Genomic DNA, 17,242 nt, shown 5'->3' with positions numbered 1-17,242 from the left:
CGCGCGGCCCGCAGGGGGCTGCCGCAGGTCCGCGGGGTGCGCGTGACAGGCTGGGAGCTCTGACCGGCTGATCAATGCGGGCCCGGAGGTCCGCGCGCGCTGCGGAAGGCACAACGTGGACCAGATGGCGCTCCTGCTCCTGCTCCTGCTCGGAGCGGTGGTCACGGTGCCGCTCGGGGAGCGCCTGCGTCTCCCGGCGCCGATCCTGATGACCCTCGCGGGGATCGTCATGGCCTTCGCCAGCTTCGTGCCCGACGTGGACATCCCGCCGGAGTTCATCCTCCCCGCCCTCCTGCCGCCGCTGCTCTACGCCTCCGTGCAGCGCACCTCCTGGCGGCAGTTCGCGGCCAACCGACGGCCGATCTTCCTGCTGGCCGTCGCCCTCGTCTTCGTCACCACGGCAGCCGTCGCGGCCGTCGCGAACGCGCTCGTACCCGGTCTGCCGATCGCCGCCGCCGTGGCCCTGGGGGCGCTCGTCGCCCCGCCCGATCCGGTCGCGGCGACGGCCGTGGCCGGTTCGGTCGGGCTGCCGCGCCGGCTCGTGTCGATCCTGGAGGGCGAGGGGCTGTTCAACGACGTCACGGCCATCGTCCTCTACCACGTGGCGATCGCCGCCGCCGTCAGCGGCACCTTCTCGCTGCCGGCCGCGTTCGGACTGCTCATCCTCTCCGCCGTCGTCGCCGTGGTGGTCGGGCTGGTGCTCGGCTGGCTCACCATCAAACTCATGGGGTACCTGGGAGACACCACCCTCCAGGTCGGCCTGACCCTCCTCGTGCCGTTCGTCAGTTACGTACTCGCCGAGGAGCTGATGGGTTCGGGCGTGCTCGCCGTCCTCACCACCGCGCTCTTCCTCGCCGAACACACCGCCGACGCCGACGACGTCCTCGGGCGGCTCACCGGCCGGTCCTTCTGGGAGATCGTCGACACCCTCATCACCGGCGTCGCCTTCGGCCTGATCGGCCTCGAACTCCACAACGTCTTCGGAACCGCCGACGGACACGAACTGCGCCTGCTGGGCTGGGGCCTCGCCGTCGCCGCGGTCGTCATCGGCGTCCGGCTCCTCTGGCTGCTGCCCGCCGCCTGGCTCGCCAAGCGGCTGCACACCCGGCGTGACGTCAGCGAGGAGATCCCCACCGGCGTGCGCGAGACCGTCATCATGTGGTGGGCGGGGATGCGGGGAGTCGCCTCCGTCGCGCTGGCGCTGGCGATCCCGCTGGAGACGGACGACGGCAAGCCGTTCCCCGGCCGGGACGAGATCGTCTTCATCGCCTTCGTCGTCATCATGGTGACCCTCGTCCTCCAGGGCCTGACCCTGCCGTGGCTCGTGCGCAAGCTCGGCGTCCGGGCGGACACCGAGGCCGAGCAGGCGCTGGAGCGCGACCTCGCGATCAGGGCGGCCAAGGCGGCCAAGACCCGCCTCAAGGAGGTCCAGGACACCGAGGGGCTCCCCGAGGAGGTCCTGGAGCGGCTGCAGCGCGCCGCGTACGACATCGGGGCGCGGATCAGCCCCGACATGGTCGACGAGGAGCGGCGCGAGGCGTACGCGCAGCGCGCCGAGCGCTTCAAGGAGGTCGCCCGGATCCAGCGCGAGATGATGTCCGCCGCCCGTCACGCGGTGCTCGCCGCGCGCAGCGAGCCCGGATCGGACCCCGAGGTGGTGGACCGGGTGCTGCGCTACCTGGACGTACGCAGCCTCCGCTGACCGGCCCACCCGCCCGGGGCCGCTCAGCCGCGTCCTGTGCGGGGCGCCTTGCCCGGGGTCGGCACATGACCGTTGGACGGCGTAAGGTCGGTGTCCGCACCCGTCAGCTCCCGCCAGTGGTCTCCCGGCGGCAGCACCGCCGGCGACGTCACGATCCGGGGCAGCGCGTACGGGTGGTTGTCCCGGAGCCAGCCGATCATCTGCTCCCGGACCGCGCAGCGCACCGTCCAGATGTCGTCCGCGTCCTTCGCGGTGACCACCGCCCGCACCTCCATCGTGGTCGGGGTGGTGTCCGTGACGGCCAGGGACCAGTCGCGGCCGTCCCAGGCGGCGCACTCCCCGAGGATGTCGCGCAGCCGGTCCCGCATCGCCGCGACCGGGGCCGAGTGGTCGAGCTGGAAGAAGACGGTGCCGGTCATCTGCACGCCGCCGCGCGACCAGTTCTCGAACGGGTTGCTCGTGAAGTAGGACACGGGCATCGTGAACCGCCGCTCGTCCCAGGTCCGCACGGTGAGGAAGGTCAGGGTGATCTCCTCCACCGTGCCCCATTCCCCGTCCACCACCACGGTGTCACCGAGCCGCACCATGTCGCCGAAGGCGATCTGGAACCCGGCGAACAGGTTGCCGAGCGTCGACTGGGCCGCGACACCGGCGACGATGCCGAGCACACCGGCCGAGGCCAGCATCGACGTGCCGACGGTCTGCATCGCGGGGAAGGTGAGCAGCATCGCCGCGACCGCGACCGTCGCCACCACCGCGGTGACCACACGCTGGATCAGCGTGACCTGGGTCCGGACCCGGCGGACACGTGCGGGATCGCGGGTGGAGGTCGCGTAACGGGCGTACGAGGACTGGACGATCGTGGCGGCTACGCGGATCACCAGCCACGCCGACGCCGCGATCAGCACCAGGGTCAGGACCTGCCCGATCGCGTCCCGGTTGTCCCGCACGACGGGGAGCCGGAGCTGGTCGAAGCTGGCCCTCAGCAGCGCCGTGCAGAGCACCACCTGCATGGGCGGACGGCAGAGCCGCAGCAGACCCCAGAGAGGGGTCTCGTGATGGCGGCTGTCGGCGCGGCGCAGCAGCAGATCGACCAGCCACCCCACCAGCAGGGTGATCAGCAGCGACCCGCCCAGCACGAGCACCGGCCGCAGTACGTTCTCCATTCCGTCGTCCTCCAAGAGTCGGGGCAGGCCTGGCACCATGGACCGCATGAACATCATGCTTTTCCACTCGATCTACGGTCTGAGGCCGGCCGTGCACGCTTCCGCCGAGCGGCTGCGCGCAGCAGGGCACGACGTGCGCGTGCCCGATCTCTTCGAGGGGCACACCTTCGAAACGGTCGAGGACGGAATGGCCTTCAAGGAAGAGGTGGGCAAGGAGGAGCTGCTCAAGCGCGCCGTCCTGGCCGCGGCGCCCTACTCCGACCAGGGCCTCGTGTACGCGGGATTCTCGTTCGGCGCGTCCGTGGCGCAGACCCTCTCGCTCGGCGACGCCAAGGCCCGCGGCCTGCTCCTGCTCCACGGCACGTCGGACATCGCCGAGAACGCCTCGGTGGACGAACTGCCCGTACAGCTGCACGTCGCCGACCCCGACGTCTTCGAGTCGCCGGACTGGCTGAACAGCTGGTACCTCCAGATGCAGCGGACCGGGGCCGACGTCGAGATCTACCGCTACCCCGGGGCCGGGCACCTCTACACCGACCCCGATCTGCCCGACTTCGACCAGGACGCCGCCGACCTGACCTGGAAGGTGGCGCTCGGCTTCCTCGCCACGCTGTAGTCACGTGGCAGGGCCGCGCACCCCGGTGCGCGGCCCTGCCAGGTCCGCGCCGGTCAGCGCACCGGTGCGCTCACCCGCTCGATCCGCTGCGTGCCGCTGAGCGTGCGGTAGGAGCGGACCCAGGACGACGTCGCGTCCTTCGCGGTCTTGTCGGAGACCGCGTAGTAGTCCATCTGCGAGCGTTCGGCCGTCACGTCGAGGACGCCGTAGCCGTGCGAGTCCAGATCGACCCACTTCACGTGGCGGTTGGCGGTCCTCACCGCCGCCGCGGCGACGAGCGACACCGTCTGGGGGGCCGCCCTCAGGATGTCGTCCAGGTTGTCCGAGGTCACCGACGTCACCACGAATTCGGTGGCCGCGGAGGCGGAGAGCGGATACGTCGCCGCCTTCACCGGCACGTCGTTGGCCCACGCCATGTGGATGTCGCCGGTCAGGAAGACCGTGTCGCTGACGCCGTTGTCCCGCAGATCGGAGATCAGCTCCTTGCGGTCGTCGGTGTAGCCGTCCCACTGGTCGACGTTGACCGCCAGCCCTTCCGCGGGCAGCCCCAGCAGCTCCGCGAGCGGTGCGAGCAGATGTGCCGGCAGCGCCCCGAAGGCGACCGGCGAGATCATCACCGAGGTGCCGACGAGCTTCCAGCGGGCATCCGACGAGGCCAGCCCGGCCTTGAGCCAGTCCAGCTGCGCCCGCCCCGTGATCGAGCGCCCGGGGTCGTCGACCGCGCCGTTGCCTATGGATGCCTGCTCGGAACGGAAGCTGCGCAGGTCGAGCAGGTGCAGCTCGGCGAGGCCGCCGAAGCTCAGACGCCGGTAGACGGTGCCCTCGGTGGAGGCGCGGACCGGCATCCACTCGAAGTACGCCTGCTTCGCGGCGGCCACCCGGGCGGCCCAGGGGCCCTCCGTGCCGGGGGTGTGATTCTCGGCTCCCCCCGACCAGGCGTCGTTGGCGAACTCGTGGTCGTCCCAGATGGCGATCACCGGGTGGGCGGCGTGCAGTGCCTGGAGGTCGGTGTCCGTCTTGTACGTGCCGTGCCGGAGGCGGTAGTCGCCGAGGGTGAGGATCTCGTGCAGCGGGGCGTGGGGGCGTACGACGGTGTCCTGGGTCGGGTAACTGCCCGACGCGTACTCGTAGATGTAGTCGCCCAGGTGCAGCACGGCGTCGAGGTCGGCGCGGTCCGCGAGGTGGCGGTACGGGGAGAACCAGCCGGCCTCCCAGTTGGCGCAGGAGACCACCCCGAACCGGATCCCGGCGACGGCGGCCCCGGCGGCGGGCGCGGTGCGGGTGCGGCCGACGGGGGAGAGGACGCCCTGCCCGCCCCCGGTCCCGCCGGGGGGAGCCGAGAAGCGGAACCAGTAGGTCGTGGCCGGGCGCAGCCCCCGGACGTCGGCCTTGACGGTGTGGTCGGCGCCGGCCCGCGCGACGGCAGTGCCGCGTGCGGCGACCCTGGAGAAGGCCTTGTCCTCGGCGATCTCCCAGACCACCGGCGTATCGGCGCCGAGGCCCGAGCCGGGCACGGCGTCCGGGGAGGGGGTGACGCGGGTCCACAGGAGTATGCCGTCGGGCAGCGGGTCGCCGGAGGCGACACCGTGCAGGAAGGCGGGGCCGTCGGCGGCGTGGGCGCCGGTGGCGGTGAGCACGGTGCCGGCGACCGCGGTGGCGGCGGCGGCCTTCACGACCGTGCGGCGGCTGGGTGAGGCGGAGAGGAGTCGTCTGGTCACGGACGATCACCCTACTGGCGGGTAGAGCGAACAGGCGGGCGAACAAAGGAAGTTCGCCCGCCTGTTGGCCGGATGACGCCCGGAGTTGTGCCCGCGGTACCCGTCGGGCCGCGGGTTCTCCTGTCAGCCCTTGAGTGCCTTGGTGACAGCCGCGTTGAAGTCGGCCACCGTCATGGGCGCGTTCTCGCTGCCCTCGGCGGTGAGCGTCTTGCCGTCCATCTTGAGGGTCGGCGTGCCCTGGACCCCGCTCTTGTCGAACGCCTTGGACATCTTGATCGCCCAGGCGTCGTACGTGCCGTCCTCGACGTTCTTCCGGAACGCCTTGTTGCCCTTCAGCGCGTCCACCGAGTCCGCGACCTCGATCAGGTAGCTGTCCTTGGCGAACTTGTCGTTCGTCTCCTCGGGGTGGTACTTCGCGGAGTACAGCGCGGCCTTGTACTCCATGAAGGCGTCGGGGCTCACGTTCAGCGCCGCGCCCAGCGCACTCAGGGCGTTCTTCGAGCCCTCGCCGCTGTCCGAGTTGTCGATGAAGGTCGCGCCGACGTACTTGATCTTGTACTTGCCGGCCTCCACGTCCTTGGCCACGGTCTCGCCGACCGTCTGCTCGAACGTGGCGCAGATCGGGCAGCGCGAGTCCTCGTACAGCTCCAGGGTCTTCTTCGCGCTCGACTCGCCGATGACGACGGTCGTGCCGTCGTCGCCCGAGGTGTTCTTCGGGGCGGTGACGTTCTTCGCGTCCGCCGCGGCCTCCCAGGCGGAGGGCTTGTTCAGCTGCATCACGCCGTAGCTGACACCGCCGGCGATCGCGAGGACGGCGACGACCGAGACGCCGACGACGATCTGCTTGCGGGTCTTGTCCTTCCTGGCCTGGCGCTCGCGCTCCTCGCGCAGCCGCTCGCGGGCGGCGGACTTGTTGGCCTGGCTGTTGCGCTTGCTCATGGGGGTGCTCCGTGGATGTGGGGTGGCTCGGGGGACTTACCGCGTACTCAGGCAGGGGTGGGAGCCGGACGCGGCGGGCCCCTCCGTCCCACGGAGTGCACCAGGAAGCGGGCCGGGGCGAGCGGATGCGGGCGCCCGGCGCGCCGGGCGCCGGACCGCACGCGGCCGCGGGCCCTGCCCACCACGGCCACCGCGGTGAGCAGCGGCCGGAAGGCGACGGCGGCGGCCGCGCGCAGCAGCCCCGCGAGCGCGGACTCGCCGCGCCGCAGCCAGGCGGCGGCCAGCAGTCCGACGGCCACGTGCGCGGCCAGCAGCAGCCAGGGGACAGCGGGCCCGGGTGAGGCCAGCAGGGCGGCGGCATGGCCGCCCTCGCCCGTCACCCCGGCCAGCGGTGTGCCGACCGAGGCCACGCCGGAGAGTGCGTCGGCACCGGCCCCCGGCTCTCCGCCGCAGAGCACGTCGACGCCCACGGAGCGCAGCGGGCCCGCGATCGGGCCGCCCGCCGCCCCGTAACAGAGGTGCTGGCCGGTGGTGAACACCGTGTCGGCGGCCAGCTCCAGCGGGACCAGCAGCCCGGCGATCGCGCCGAAGCCGCGCTCCCGGCCCGCCAGCGCGAACGCCACGGCGAAGACGGCCCCCGCCAGCAGCGCCACGGCGGCCATCGGCAGCGGAACCCGGGAGAGCAGCACATGGGACGCGGACGAGAGCGTGACGACGAGCGCGGTGAACAACGCCGCGCGTACCGCTCTGACCGATGTCCCTGATACGTCCATCGCCGGAGAGTTTGCCATGCGTTCCTGTATGGGAGCCCTAAGGATCCGCGGGGCCGGGGCCCGGGAGCCCTAGAGGCCCGGGATGCGGCCGTTGCGGAAGAGGTCGACGAAGATCTGGTGATCGGCACGGGCGCGCGCGCCGTAGCTGTGCGCGAAGTCCACCAGCAGGTCGGCGAAGCCCTCCTCGTCGGCCGCGATGGCCGCGTCGATCGCGCGCTCCGTGGAGAACGGCACCAGCGAGTGCCCGCTCTCGTCGTCCGCCGCCGAGTGCATCGTCGCCGTGGCCCGGCCGAGGTCGGCGACCACCGCCGCGATCTCCTCCGGCTCGTCGATGTCGGACCAGTCCAGGTCGACCGCGTACGGGGAGACCTCGGCGACCAGCTGTCCGGACCCGTCCAGCTCGGTCCAGCCCAGCCACGGGTCGGCGTGCGCCTGGAGGGCGCGCTGCGAGATCACCGTGCGGTGCCCCTCGTGCTGGAAGTAGTCCCGCACGGCCGCGTCCGTGATGTGCCGGGACACGGCCGGGGTCTGCGCCTGCTTGAGATAGATCACCACATCGTTCTCCAGGGCGTCGCTGTTGCCCTCCAGAAGGATGTTGTACGAGGGCAGGCCGGCCGACCCGATGCCGATGCCCCGGCGGCCGACGACGTCCTTCACCCGGTAGGAGTCGGGGCGCGTGAGGCTCGACTCCGGCAGCGTCTCCAGATAGCCGTCGAACGCCGCGAGCACCTTGTACCGCGTCGCCGCGTCCAGGTCGATCGTGCCGCCGTCGGCGGTGAAGCGGCGCTCGAAGTCCCGGATCTCCGTCATCGAGTCCAGCAGACCGAACCGGGTCAGCGCCCGGGCGTCACGCAGCGCGCCCAGCAGCGGGCCGTCGGCGGTGTCCAGGGTGAAGGGCGGCACCTCGTCGTTCTTGGCGCCGGTCGCCAGGGCGTGGATCCGCTCGCGGTAGGCGGCGGCGTAGACCCGCACCAGCTCACCGATCTGGTCGTCACCCAGCGCCTTGGCGTAACCGATCAGGGCGACGGAGGCGGCGAAGCGCTTGAGGTCCCAGGTGAAGGGACCCACATAGGCCTCGTCGAAGTCGTTGACGTTGAACACGAGCCGGCCGTTGGCGTCCATGTACGTGCCGAAATTCTCGGCGTGCAGGTCGCCGTGGATCCACACCCTGCTCGTGCGCTCGTCGAGATAGGCGCCGGTGTGCTGCTCGCGGTCCAGATCGGCGTAGAAGAGGCCGGCCGAGCCCCGGTAGAACGCGAAGGCCGAGCCCGCCATCTTGCGGAACTTGACCCGGAAGGCTGCGGGGTCGGCGGCCAAGAGCTGCCCGAACGCGGTGTCGAAAACTGCGAGAATCTGCTCCCCGCGCTGCTCTGCGCCGGTCTGCGTGTCCGACATCGCTGGGTGCCTCCTGGTACATGGCGTTCATGACAAATGGGACGGGCGTCCCCGGTCTTCCAACGCGCGACCGTACCCCGGAGTGCCCGCCGCTTGTCACCTCGGAGACGTAGACTTCCACGCTGTTCCCCTCAGTCGTCATCCCGAGTTTCTCCGGAGGCACAGCGCCGTGACCAAGCCGCCCTTCACGCACCTGCACGTCCACACCCAGTACTCGCTGCTGGACGGTGCCGCGCGGCTCAAGGACATGTTCGAGGCGGCGAACACGATGGGCATGTCGCACATCGCGATGACCGACCACGGCAACCTCCACGGCGCCTACGACTTCTTCCACTCGGCCAAGAAGGCGGGTGTGACGCCGATCATCGGGATCGAGGCGTACGTCGCCCCCGAGTCCCGCAAGCACAAGCGCAAGGTCCAGTGGGGCCAGCCGCACCAGAAGCGGGACGACGTCTCGGGTTCCGGTGGTTACACCCACAAGACGATCTGGGCGGCGAACAGCACGGGACTGCACAACCTCTTCAAGCTCTCCTCGGACGCCTACGCCGAGGGCTGGCTGCAGAAGTGGCCGCGCATGGACAAGGAGACCATCTCCCAGTGGTCCGAGGGCCTGATCGCCTCCACCGGGTGCCCCTCGGGTGAGCTGCAGACCCGTCTGCGCCTCGGCCAGTTCGACGAGGCGGTCAAGGCGGCGGCCGAGTACCAGGACATCTTCGGCAAGGACCGGTACTTCCTGGAGCTGATGGACCACGGCATCGACATCGAGCGCCGGGTCCGCGACGACCTGCTGCGGGTCGGCAAGAAGCTCGGCATCCCGCCGCTCGTGACGAACGACTCGCACTACACCTACGCCAACGAGGCGACCGCGCACGACGCGCTGCTCTGCATCCAGACCGGCAAGAACCTCTCCGACCCGGACCGCTTCCGCTTCGACGGCACGGGCTACTACCTGAAGACGACGGACGAGATGTACGCCGTCGACTCCTCGGACGCCTGGCAGGAGGGCTGCGCCAACACCCTCCTGGTCGCGCAGCAGATCGACACCACCGGCATGTTCGAGAAGCGCGACCTGATGCCGAAGTTCGACATCCCGGAGGGCTTCACCGAGGTCACCTGGTTCCAGGAGGAGGTCCGGGTCGGCATGGACCGCCGCTATCCCGGAGGCGTCCCCGAGGACCGGCAGAAGCAGGCCGAGTACGAGATGGACATCATCATCCAGATGGGGTTCCCGGGGTACTTCCTCGTCGTCGCCGACTTCATCATGTGGGCCAAGAACAACGGCATCGCGGTCGGCCCCGGCCGTGGTTCCGCCGCCGGTTCGATCGTCGCGTACGCCATGGGCATCACCGACCTCGACCCGATCACCCACGGGCTGATCTTCGAGCGCTTCCTCAACCCCGAGCGCGTCTCCATGCCCGACGTCGACATCGACTTCGACGAGCGCAGGCGCGTCGAGGTGATCCGGTACGTCACCGAGAAGTACGGCGCCGACAAGGTCGCCATGATCGGCACCTACGGCAAGATCAAGGCCAAGAACGCCATCAAGGACTCCGCGCGCGTCCTGGGCTACCCCTACGCGATGGGCGACCGCCTCACCAAGGCCATGCCCGCCGACGTCCTCGGCAAGGGCATCGACCTCAGCGGCATCACCGACCCCAAGCACCCGCGCTACAGCGAGGCGGGCGAGATCCGGGGGATGTACGAGAACGAGCCGGACGTCCAGAAGGTCATCGACACCGCGAAGGGCGTCGAGGGCCTCGTCCGGCAGATGGGCGTGCACGCCGCCGGCGTGATCATGTCCAGCGAGCCCATCGTCGACCACGCCCCCGTCTGGGTGCGGCACACCGACGGCGTCACCATCACGCAGTGGGACTACCCCCAGTGCGAGTCGCTCGGCCTCCTGAAGATGGACTTCCTGGGCCTGCGCAACCTGACGATCATGGACGACGCCATCAAGATGGTGAAGGCCAACAAGGGCGTCGACCTGGAGATGCTCTCCCTGCCGCTGGACGACCCCAAGACGTACGAACTGCTCTGCCGCGGTGACACGCTCGGGGTGTTCCAGTTCGACGGCGGCCCCATGCGTTCGCTGCTGCGCCAGATGCAGCCCGACAACTTCGAGGACATCTCCGCCGTCTCGGCCCTCTACCGGCCGGGCCCGATGGGAATGAACTCGCACACGAACTACGCCGAGCGCAAGAACGGCCGCCAGGAGATCACCCCGATCCACCCGGAGCTGGAGGAGCCGCTCAAGGAGGTCCTCGGCCTCACCTACGGCCTGATCGTCTACCAGGAGCAGGTGCAGAAGGCCGCCCAGATCGTCGCCGGCTACTCGCTCGGCGAGGCCGACATCCTGCGCCGCGTGATGGGCAAGAAGAAGGCCGACGAGCTGGCGAAGAACTTCGTCCTCTTCGAGGCCGGTGCCAAGAAGAACGGCTTCTCCGACGCGGCGATCAAGGCGCTGTGGGACGTCCTGGTGCCCTTCGCCGGATACGCGTTCAACAAGGCGCACTCCTCCGCCTACGGCCTGGTCACCTACTGGACCGCGTACCTCAAGGCGAACTACCCCGCCGAGTACATGGCGGCGCTGCTGACCTCCGTCAAGGACGACAAGGACAAGTCCGCGGTCTACCTCAACGAGTGCCGGCGCATGGGCATCAAGGTGCTCCCGCCGAACGTCAACGAGTCCGAGTCGAACTTCGCCGCCCAGGGTGACGACGTGATCCTCTTCGGGCTGACCGCCGTCCGCAACGTCGGGCAGAACGTGGTCGACTCGATCATCAGGTGCCGTAAGGCGAAGGGGAAGTACTCCACGTTCCCCGACTTCCTCGACAAGGTCGAGGCGGTCGTGTGCAACAAGCGCACCGTCGAGTCGCTGATCAAGGCCGGCGCCTTCGACGAGATGGGGCACACCCGCAAGGGGCTCGTCGCCCACCACGAGCCGATGATCGACAACGTGGTGCAGGTCAAGCGCAAGGAGGCCGAGGGGCAGTTCGACCTCTTCGGCGGCGGCGAGGAGGACAGCGGCGAACCCGGCTTCGGACTCGACGTGGAGTTCTCCGACATCGAGTGGGAGAAGTCCTACCTGCTCGCGCAGGAGCGCGAGATGCTCGGACTGTACGTCTCCGACCACCCGCTCTTCGGCCTGGAGCACGTCCTGTCCGACAAGTCGGACGCGGCGATCTCGCAGCTCACGGGAGGTGAGCACTCCGACGGCGCGATCGTCACCGTGGGCGGCATCATCTCCGGCCTCCAGCGCAAGATGACCAAGCAGGGCAACGCCTGGGCCATCGCGACCGTGGAGGACCTCGCGGGCTCCATCGAGTGCATGTTCTTCCCCGCGACCTACCAGCTGGTCTCCACCCAGCTCGTCGAGGACACCGTCGTCTTCGTCAAGGGACGCCTCGACAAGCGCGAGGACGTGCCGCGCCTCGTCGCCATGGAGATGCAGGTCCCCGACATCTCCAACGCCGGGTCCAACGCGCCCGTCATCCTGACGATCCCCACGGTGAGGGTCACCCCGCCCATGGTCAGCCGGCTCGGCGAGGTCCTCGCCAACCACCGCGGCGACACCGAGGTGCGCATCAGGCTCCAGGGCCCCCGCAAGACCACCGTGCTCCGGCTCGACCGGCACCGGGTCAAGCCGGACCCCGCCCTCTTCGGCGACCTGAAGGTGCTGCTCGGCCCGTCCTGCCTGGCCGGCTGACGGCTCCCCGCACCCACGAGAGGGGCGCCCCGCCACGGCGGGGCGCCCCTCTCGGCCTGCCGGCCCGTGAACCGGTCAGTTGTGGCCGAAGCGCTTCTGGTGCTTGCGCGCGACGTCCGCCGGGCTGCCCTGCGCCTGCGACTGGGCCTGGGTCTGCGACTCGTACGCCGTCGACTTGGCCTCCTCGGCGCCCCGCTCCGCGGCCGAGGCGCGGTCGTGCTGGCTGCCCTGCTTGCGGTTCTTGTTCTTCGCCATCGTGATGCCTCCTGTGGAAGCTCTGGGGGGTCCAGAACCGCTGTCAGACTCACATATCACCACAAAGGACGCATGTTGGATCATTACCGAGCGTAGTAGGCGAGGTATCATCCGCCGTTCCCGGATCCGCCACGCCGATGATCGAGTTCCGGACCTTAACCCCCGTGCCGTCGGGCAGACTCGAAGGAAACCCTGAGTAAGCGAACCCGGGCCGGCGGACGCATCCCCCATGTCAGGGGCCGCTGATCCGCTCCCGAATTGGAAGAGGGTGGAACGCGTGGACCGTTGCGTCGTCCTGGTGGACGCCGGCTACTTGCTGGGCGCAGCCGCGAGTCTGCTGGCCGGAGAGCCCGCCCGTTCCCGCATCACCGTCGACCACGCGGCCCTCATCCAGGGCCTGCGCGAGCGCGCGGAGGCCGATACGGAACAGCCCCTGCTGCGCATCTACTGGTTCGACGGCGCCCCCGACCGCGTGCCGCAGCCCGAGCACCGCAGGCTGCGCGTCATGCCCCGGGTGACCGTTCGGCTCGGCGCGCTCACCCGCAGTGACGGGCGGTGGGCGCAGAAGGGCGTGGACGCGGCCATGCACGCCGAACTGACCGAGCTGGCCAGGAACCGCGCCTGCTCCGACGTGGTGCTCGTGACCGGTGACGGCGATCTGCTGCCCGGACTCATGTCCGCCAAGGAGCACGGCGTCGCCGTCCACCTCTGGGCCGTCCAGGCCGCCGACGGTGACTACAACCAGTCCGAGGACCTCGTCGCCGAGGCCGACGAGCGGCGGGTGCTCGACCGGGCCTGGATCACCAAGGCCGTACGGGCCAAGGAGACCGGCGGCGTCTGCGCGCCCCCGCCCGTACCGCGCCCCGAGATCGCCGCGATCCTGTCCGCGCCGCTGCCCGAGGCCGCCCTCGCCGCCTCCGCCGAGCGGGCTTCGGAGGCCCAGGCCGCCGCGGCCCGTAACGGCACCGGCACGGCCGGCGCGGAAGCCGCCCCGCACCCCCAGCCGGCGCCCGGGCACAAGGGCGTCCCCACCCCCAAGGACCTGGCGAGCCTGCGCGCCCCCGGAGCGGGGACCGCGCAGCAGACCGCGCAGCCGCCGGCCGCCAACGCGACACTGCGCTGGTCGTCCGACAAGGGCTGGGTCGAGCGCGGCGGGCCGCTCGGCGAGCCGGCCGAGACCGCGTCCCTGCCGACCCTGGCCCATCTCACCAGCGCGGAACAGCGCTGGGCGGACCGGGAGGAGGACATCACCACCGTCGGCGGTGACCCCTTCGAGGTCGGCCAGGTCTTCGCCCGGCGCTGGATGGAACGGCTGCCGGAGACCGTCCACCTGCAGAAGCTGTCCACCATGTACCCGCGCATCCCGCACCGCATCGACGGGGAACTCCTGAGGTACGCGGCCCGCTTCGGCCTGCTCGCGCACAAGGACGACCAGATCGACGAGCACGACCGCTATGCCATCAGGGCGGGATTCTGGCGCGAGATCGACGTACGGGCCGCCGCCGAGCACGCTCCCTCGGGGGAGTGAGAGGGGCGGCGCTGCCCGGCCCCGGACGCGATACGGGGCATCCGACCCCGTAGGCTCATACCTCGTGAGTACGGGCACAGCACAGGCTACGGGCGCAGCGCAGGCACAGACCGGCACCGTGTGCGCGGTGCGTGACCTGGTCAAGACCTACCCCGCCGTCCGCGGCCGACGAGGCCGCGCCGCCACCCCCGAGGTGCGCGCCACCGACGGGGTCCGCCTCGATGTCCGGCGCGGCGAGATCTTCGGACTGCTCGGACCCAACGGCGCGGGCAAGTCCACGCTCGTACGCCAGCTCACCGGACTGATGCGTCCCGACTCCGGGAGCGTCGAGGTGCTGGGACACGACCTGGTGCGCCACCCCGAGCGGGCCTCGCGGCTCATCGGCTACCTGGGCCAGGAGTCCACCGCCCTCGACGAACTGACCGTGTCGCTCGCCGCGGAGACCACCGGGCGGCTCAGGGGCCTGCCCGTACGGGTGGCCCGCGCCGCCCGCGACGACGTACTCGAGGAACTCGGGATCACCGGCCTCGCCGGACGCCCGCTGAAGAAGCTGTCCGGCGGACAGCGGCGGCTGGCCTGCTTCGCAGCGACGCTGGTCGGCGAGCGCCCCGTCCTGGTGCTGGACGAACCGACGACCGGCATGGACCCCGTCGCCCGGCGCTCCGTCTGGTCCGCCGTCGACCGGAGGCGTGCCGAGCACGGGGCGACGGTGCTCCTCGTGACCCACAACGTCATCGAGGCCGAGACCGTCCTGGACCGGGTGGCGGTCATGGAGCGCGGCAAGGTCATCGCCTGTGACACCCCGTCCGGGCTCAAGGAACGGGTGGCGGGCGAGGTGCGGGTCGAGCTCGTGTGGCGCGAGCGCGCACCGCTGGACGTCCCGGAGGTGGCCGCGCTCCGCGAATCCGCGCAGGAGTCGGGGCGCAAGTGGGTGCTGCGGCTCGGACCCGACGAGGCGCGGGCCGCGGTCGCCGCGGTGACCGGCGGGGCGGCGTTCTCCTCGCTCGACGACTTCACGCTGGCCACGCCCAGCCTGGAGGACGTCTATCTGGCGCTCGGCGGGGACGCCGCCAGGGCCGAGGGACTGGTGAAGGCGTGAGCAGGACGGTGAACGTGTCGCGAGACGTGTCGGAGTCGGACGGGAGCACTGCCAGGTGACGAGCATCGTTCCCACGGAGTCCGCGAAGGTGACCGGGCCGAAGGGGCGGGCCTCCGCCGTACGGAACGGTCCGCCCGCCCGTACGGCCCCCGCGGCCCTCGCGCCGCGGGCCAGGCTGCTCCCGTCACTGGCCGCCGTGTACCGGGCGCAGCTGTCGCGGGCCAGGGTCGCGCGCATCCCGCTGCTGTTCGTCGCGACCTTCCAGTCCGTCGGGATCATGGTGCTGATGCGAGGGGTCGTCGACGGCGGTGCGGAGGCACGGGCCGTCGTCGCCGGTTCCAGCGTGCTGGTCGTGGCCTTCGTCGCGCTCAACCTGCTCGCCCAGTACTTCGGCCAGCTCCGGGCCGGCGGTGGGCTCGACCACTACGCGACGCTGCCGGTACCGCCGGCCGCGGTGGTGCTGGGAGCGGCCGGCGCGTACGCCTCGTTCACCGTGCCCGGCACGATCGTCACGGCGGTGGCGGGCAGCGCGCTGTTCGGGCTCCCGATGACGCACCTGTGGGTACTCGTCGCGGTCATCCCGCTCTCCGGGGCCGCGCTCTCCGGCCTCGGCGCCGCGCTCGGGCTGCTGGCGCCTCGGCAGGAGATCGCGACGCTGCTCGGGCAGCTGGGCATGTCGGCGGCACTGCTGCTGGGCGTGCTGCCGGCCGAGCGGCTGCCCGGCCCGGTCGGGTGGGCGCGCGATCTGCTCCCTTCGACCTACGGCGTCGAGGCGCTCTCCCGGTCCTTCGACGCCCACCCCGACTGGGCGGTCGTCGCCCTCGACCTCGCGGTGTGCGCGGCGGTCGGTGTGCTCTCGCTGGCCGTGGCCACATGGGCGTACCGGCGTGCGGCGGTCCGGTGAGGCGGCGCACACGTCCGCCTGGCACGATGGCACCGTGACCGCACCGTTGACGCCGCCGCACCAGCCCCAGCCGAACGACCCGTGGCAGAACCCGCCCACCGGTTCGCACGTCCTGCCCGGCGAGCAGCCCGGCCCGGACGAGCGGCGCGCGGAGCTACGGCAGGCCGCGGTGATCGCCGTGGTGCTGACGGTGGCCGGTGCCGGCCTCGGGCTGCTCTGGCTGTGGCTGGCGCCCCGGGTGCCGCTCGTCTCCGACGACACCGCGGTGTTCCTCAAGAACAGCGAAGGCGAGGAGGCCATCGGCGCCGACGGCACGTTCGTGCTGCTGGCCCTCGCCTTCGGCCTGGTCTCGGCGGCCGTCGTGTTCCTCCTGCGCCGTCGCGGAGGCATCCCGCTGGTGGTGGGGCTCGCCCTGGGCGGGCTGCTCGGCTCCCTGCTGGCGTGGGGGATCGGCACCTGGTTCGGGCCGACGTCCGATGTGGTGGCCCATGCCAAGGAGGTCGGCAAGGGTGTCACCTTCGACGCGCCGCTGGAGCTGCACGCGGTGGGGGCGGCGATGCTCGCCTGGCCCATCGCCGCGATGATCGTCCACCTGGGGCTGACGGCGCTGTTCGGACCGCGGGACCCTGAGCCGGAGTGGGAGAGCCCGTACGGGGCACCCCGGGCCGAGACGGGGGACGGGGCCGCCTCCGGCGCCCCCGAGTGGCCGGCGGCAGAGGCCGGCCGGCCGGCGGACAAGCCGGACCCGGGACGGCCGTAGCGGGCTCCGGACACGGTCGCCTGCCGGCATCAGCGGCCGGCGTCCGTGCTCTGCGGCCGGGAGGTCTCCCGTACGGCGGTGTGTTTCCTGCCGAAGCGGACGACCCGAAGTGGTGCTGCCCCCGGACTCGCGGGCACCGCTTGACCGCGGAGCCGGACGACACCCTTTCGAAGGATGAGGAACCGGCCATCGCACGTCCTTGCGAATTCTGAATTCCCCATTCCGCTCACGCATTCCGCCCAGCTCGGCACCGGTATTCCCGGGTGCGGGGGCGATCTGTTCGGAACGCCCTTCGATCTGTTCGGGGCGCCCTTTCGGCCAGAAAGGGTGTGCGCCATTCTCAAAGCAGGAAGTCCCCGGATAGCATTTTTCTCGGCGCTGTGGGAATCAGCCTGCCGCGCTCCTTCCGTTTTCAGGAGGAATTATGGGCGAGTCACGCAACGAGCAGACCATCCTCGACGAAATCGAAGACCTCGACAGCCTGGAAGTTCTGGAGGCCGAGGACCTGGACGAGAGCGTCGCCTTCCACGCGTTCCGCTTCAAGAACTGACCGAAGGACCGACGCAGGCCTGCCGTCGGCCGGTGGAACCGCCGGTGGCAGGCTCCTCGAGAAAGGTCTCGCGTCCCCGGTGAGAACATATCTACAGCTGCTCGGAAATCGGCGTTTCGCCGGGCTCTGCC

14 protein-coding genes are annotated in these 17,242 nt (G+C 70.8%); 8 read left to right on the top strand and 6 right to left on the bottom strand.

Going from position 1 to position 17,242, the window contains the following annotated elements:
* Positions 1 to 115 precede the first annotated feature (115 nt).
* Entirely contained in the window at positions 116 to 1,702 is a 1,587-nt protein-coding gene (locus ACIP63_RS01610; RefSeq protein WP_393755616.1) for a Na+/H+ antiporter, read from the top strand.
* Positions 1,703 to 1,725: 23 nt separating this feature from the next.
* Here ACIP63_RS01610 and ACIP63_RS01605 read toward each other — a convergent pair whose 3' ends face one another.
* The gene (locus ACIP63_RS01605) at positions 1,726 to 2,868 is read right to left on the bottom strand and encodes a mechanosensitive ion channel family protein (RefSeq protein WP_401510404.1); all 1,143 of its coding nucleotides are present in this window, start codon (positions 2,866 to 2,868) and stop codon (positions 1,726 to 1,728) included.
* Between the two features lie 37 nt (positions 2,869 to 2,905).
* On the opposite strand from ACIP63_RS01605, the gene ACIP63_RS01600 reads away from it, so the two are divergent.
* Complete coding sequence (locus ACIP63_RS01600) at positions 2,906 to 3,484, top strand: dienelactone hydrolase family protein (RefSeq protein WP_401510402.1); 579 nt, start codon at positions 2,906 to 2,908, stop codon at positions 3,482 to 3,484.
* Positions 3,485 to 3,537: 53 nt separating this feature from the next.
* On the opposite strand, the gene ACIP63_RS01595 is transcribed toward ACIP63_RS01600, so the two are convergent.
* From ACIP63_RS01595 to ACIP63_RS01580, 4 genes are all read right to left on the bottom strand, one after another.
* Positions 3,538 to 5,202 carry an alkaline phosphatase D family protein gene (locus ACIP63_RS01595; RefSeq protein ID WP_401510400.1) on the bottom strand — a complete coding sequence of 555 codons (1,665 nt, stop codon included), beginning with the start codon at positions 5,200 to 5,202 and terminating at the stop codon, positions 3,538 to 3,540.
* Between the two features lie 123 nt (positions 5,203 to 5,325).
* Entirely contained in the window at positions 5,326 to 6,141 is an 816-nt protein-coding gene (locus tag ACIP63_RS01590; protein ID WP_401510398.1) for a thioredoxin domain-containing protein, read from the bottom strand.
* A gap of 47 nt (positions 6,142 to 6,188) precedes the next feature.
* A complete protein-coding gene (locus ACIP63_RS01585; RefSeq protein ID WP_401512229.1) occupies positions 6,189 to 6,914 on the bottom strand; it encodes a hypothetical protein in 726 nt (241 codons plus the stop codon).
* A gap of 69 nt (positions 6,915 to 6,983) precedes the next feature.
* Positions 6,984 to 8,309, bottom strand: coding sequence for a DUF2252 domain-containing protein (locus ACIP63_RS01580; protein WP_401510397.1), 1,326 nt, complete (start codon positions 8,307 to 8,309; stop codon positions 6,984 to 6,986).
* Positions 8,310 to 8,478: 169 nt separating this feature from the next.
* Between ACIP63_RS01580 and dnaE the strand changes: the two genes are divergently transcribed.
* On the top strand, positions 8,479 to 12,015 hold the full coding sequence (gene dnaE, locus ACIP63_RS01575; protein WP_401510395.1) for a DNA polymerase III subunit alpha: 3,537 nt from the start codon (positions 8,479 to 8,481) through the stop codon (positions 12,013 to 12,015).
* Between the two features lie 75 nt (positions 12,016 to 12,090).
* Here dnaE and ACIP63_RS01570 read toward each other — a convergent pair whose 3' ends face one another.
* A complete protein-coding gene (locus ACIP63_RS01570; RefSeq protein WP_401510393.1) occupies positions 12,091 to 12,270 on the bottom strand; it encodes a hypothetical protein in 180 nt (59 codons plus the stop codon).
* A gap of 268 nt (positions 12,271 to 12,538) precedes the next feature.
* On the opposite strand from ACIP63_RS01570, the gene ACIP63_RS01565 reads away from it, so the two are divergent.
* The 5 genes from ACIP63_RS01565 (at position 12,539) to ACIP63_RS01545 (ending at position 17,111) form a co-directional block, all read left to right on the top strand.
* Positions 12,539 to 13,798: an NYN domain-containing protein gene (locus tag ACIP63_RS01565; protein ID WP_401510392.1), complete on the top strand. Its 1,260-nt coding sequence runs from the start codon at positions 12,539 to 12,541 to the stop codon at positions 13,796 to 13,798.
* Between the two features lie 118 nt (positions 13,799 to 13,916).
* On the top strand, positions 13,917 to 14,897 hold the full coding sequence (locus ACIP63_RS01560) for an ABC transporter ATP-binding protein (RefSeq protein WP_401512227.1): 981 nt from the start codon (positions 13,917 to 13,919) through the stop codon (positions 14,895 to 14,897).
* A gap of 55 nt (positions 14,898 to 14,952) precedes the next feature.
* Positions 14,953 to 15,801, top strand: a complete 849-nt coding sequence (locus tag ACIP63_RS01555) for an ABC transporter permease (protein ID WP_401510390.1) — start codon at positions 14,953 to 14,955, stop codon at positions 15,799 to 15,801.
* A 34-nt stretch (positions 15,802 to 15,835) separates the two neighbouring features.
* Positions 15,836 to 16,561, top strand: a complete 726-nt coding sequence (locus ACIP63_RS01550; protein WP_401510388.1) for an ABC transporter permease — start codon at positions 15,836 to 15,838, stop codon at positions 16,559 to 16,561.
* 424 nt (positions 16,562 to 16,985) lie between these two features.
* Positions 16,986 to 17,111 (top strand): hypothetical protein, encoded by a 126-nt coding sequence (locus ACIP63_RS01545; protein WP_393755593.1) that lies wholly within the window; start codon positions 16,986 to 16,988, stop codon positions 17,109 to 17,111.
* The last annotated feature ends 131 nt before the right edge of the window (positions 17,112 to 17,242 follow it).

The sequence above is a fragment of the Streptomyces sp. NPDC088746 genome (genome assembly GCF_044751065.1).
Taxonomy (GTDB): Bacteria; Actinomycetota; Actinomycetes; order Streptomycetales; family Streptomycetaceae; genus Streptomyces.
The sequence above is the reverse complement of the archived record's forward strand: the minus strand, read 5'-3'. Positions and strand labels throughout refer to the sequence as shown.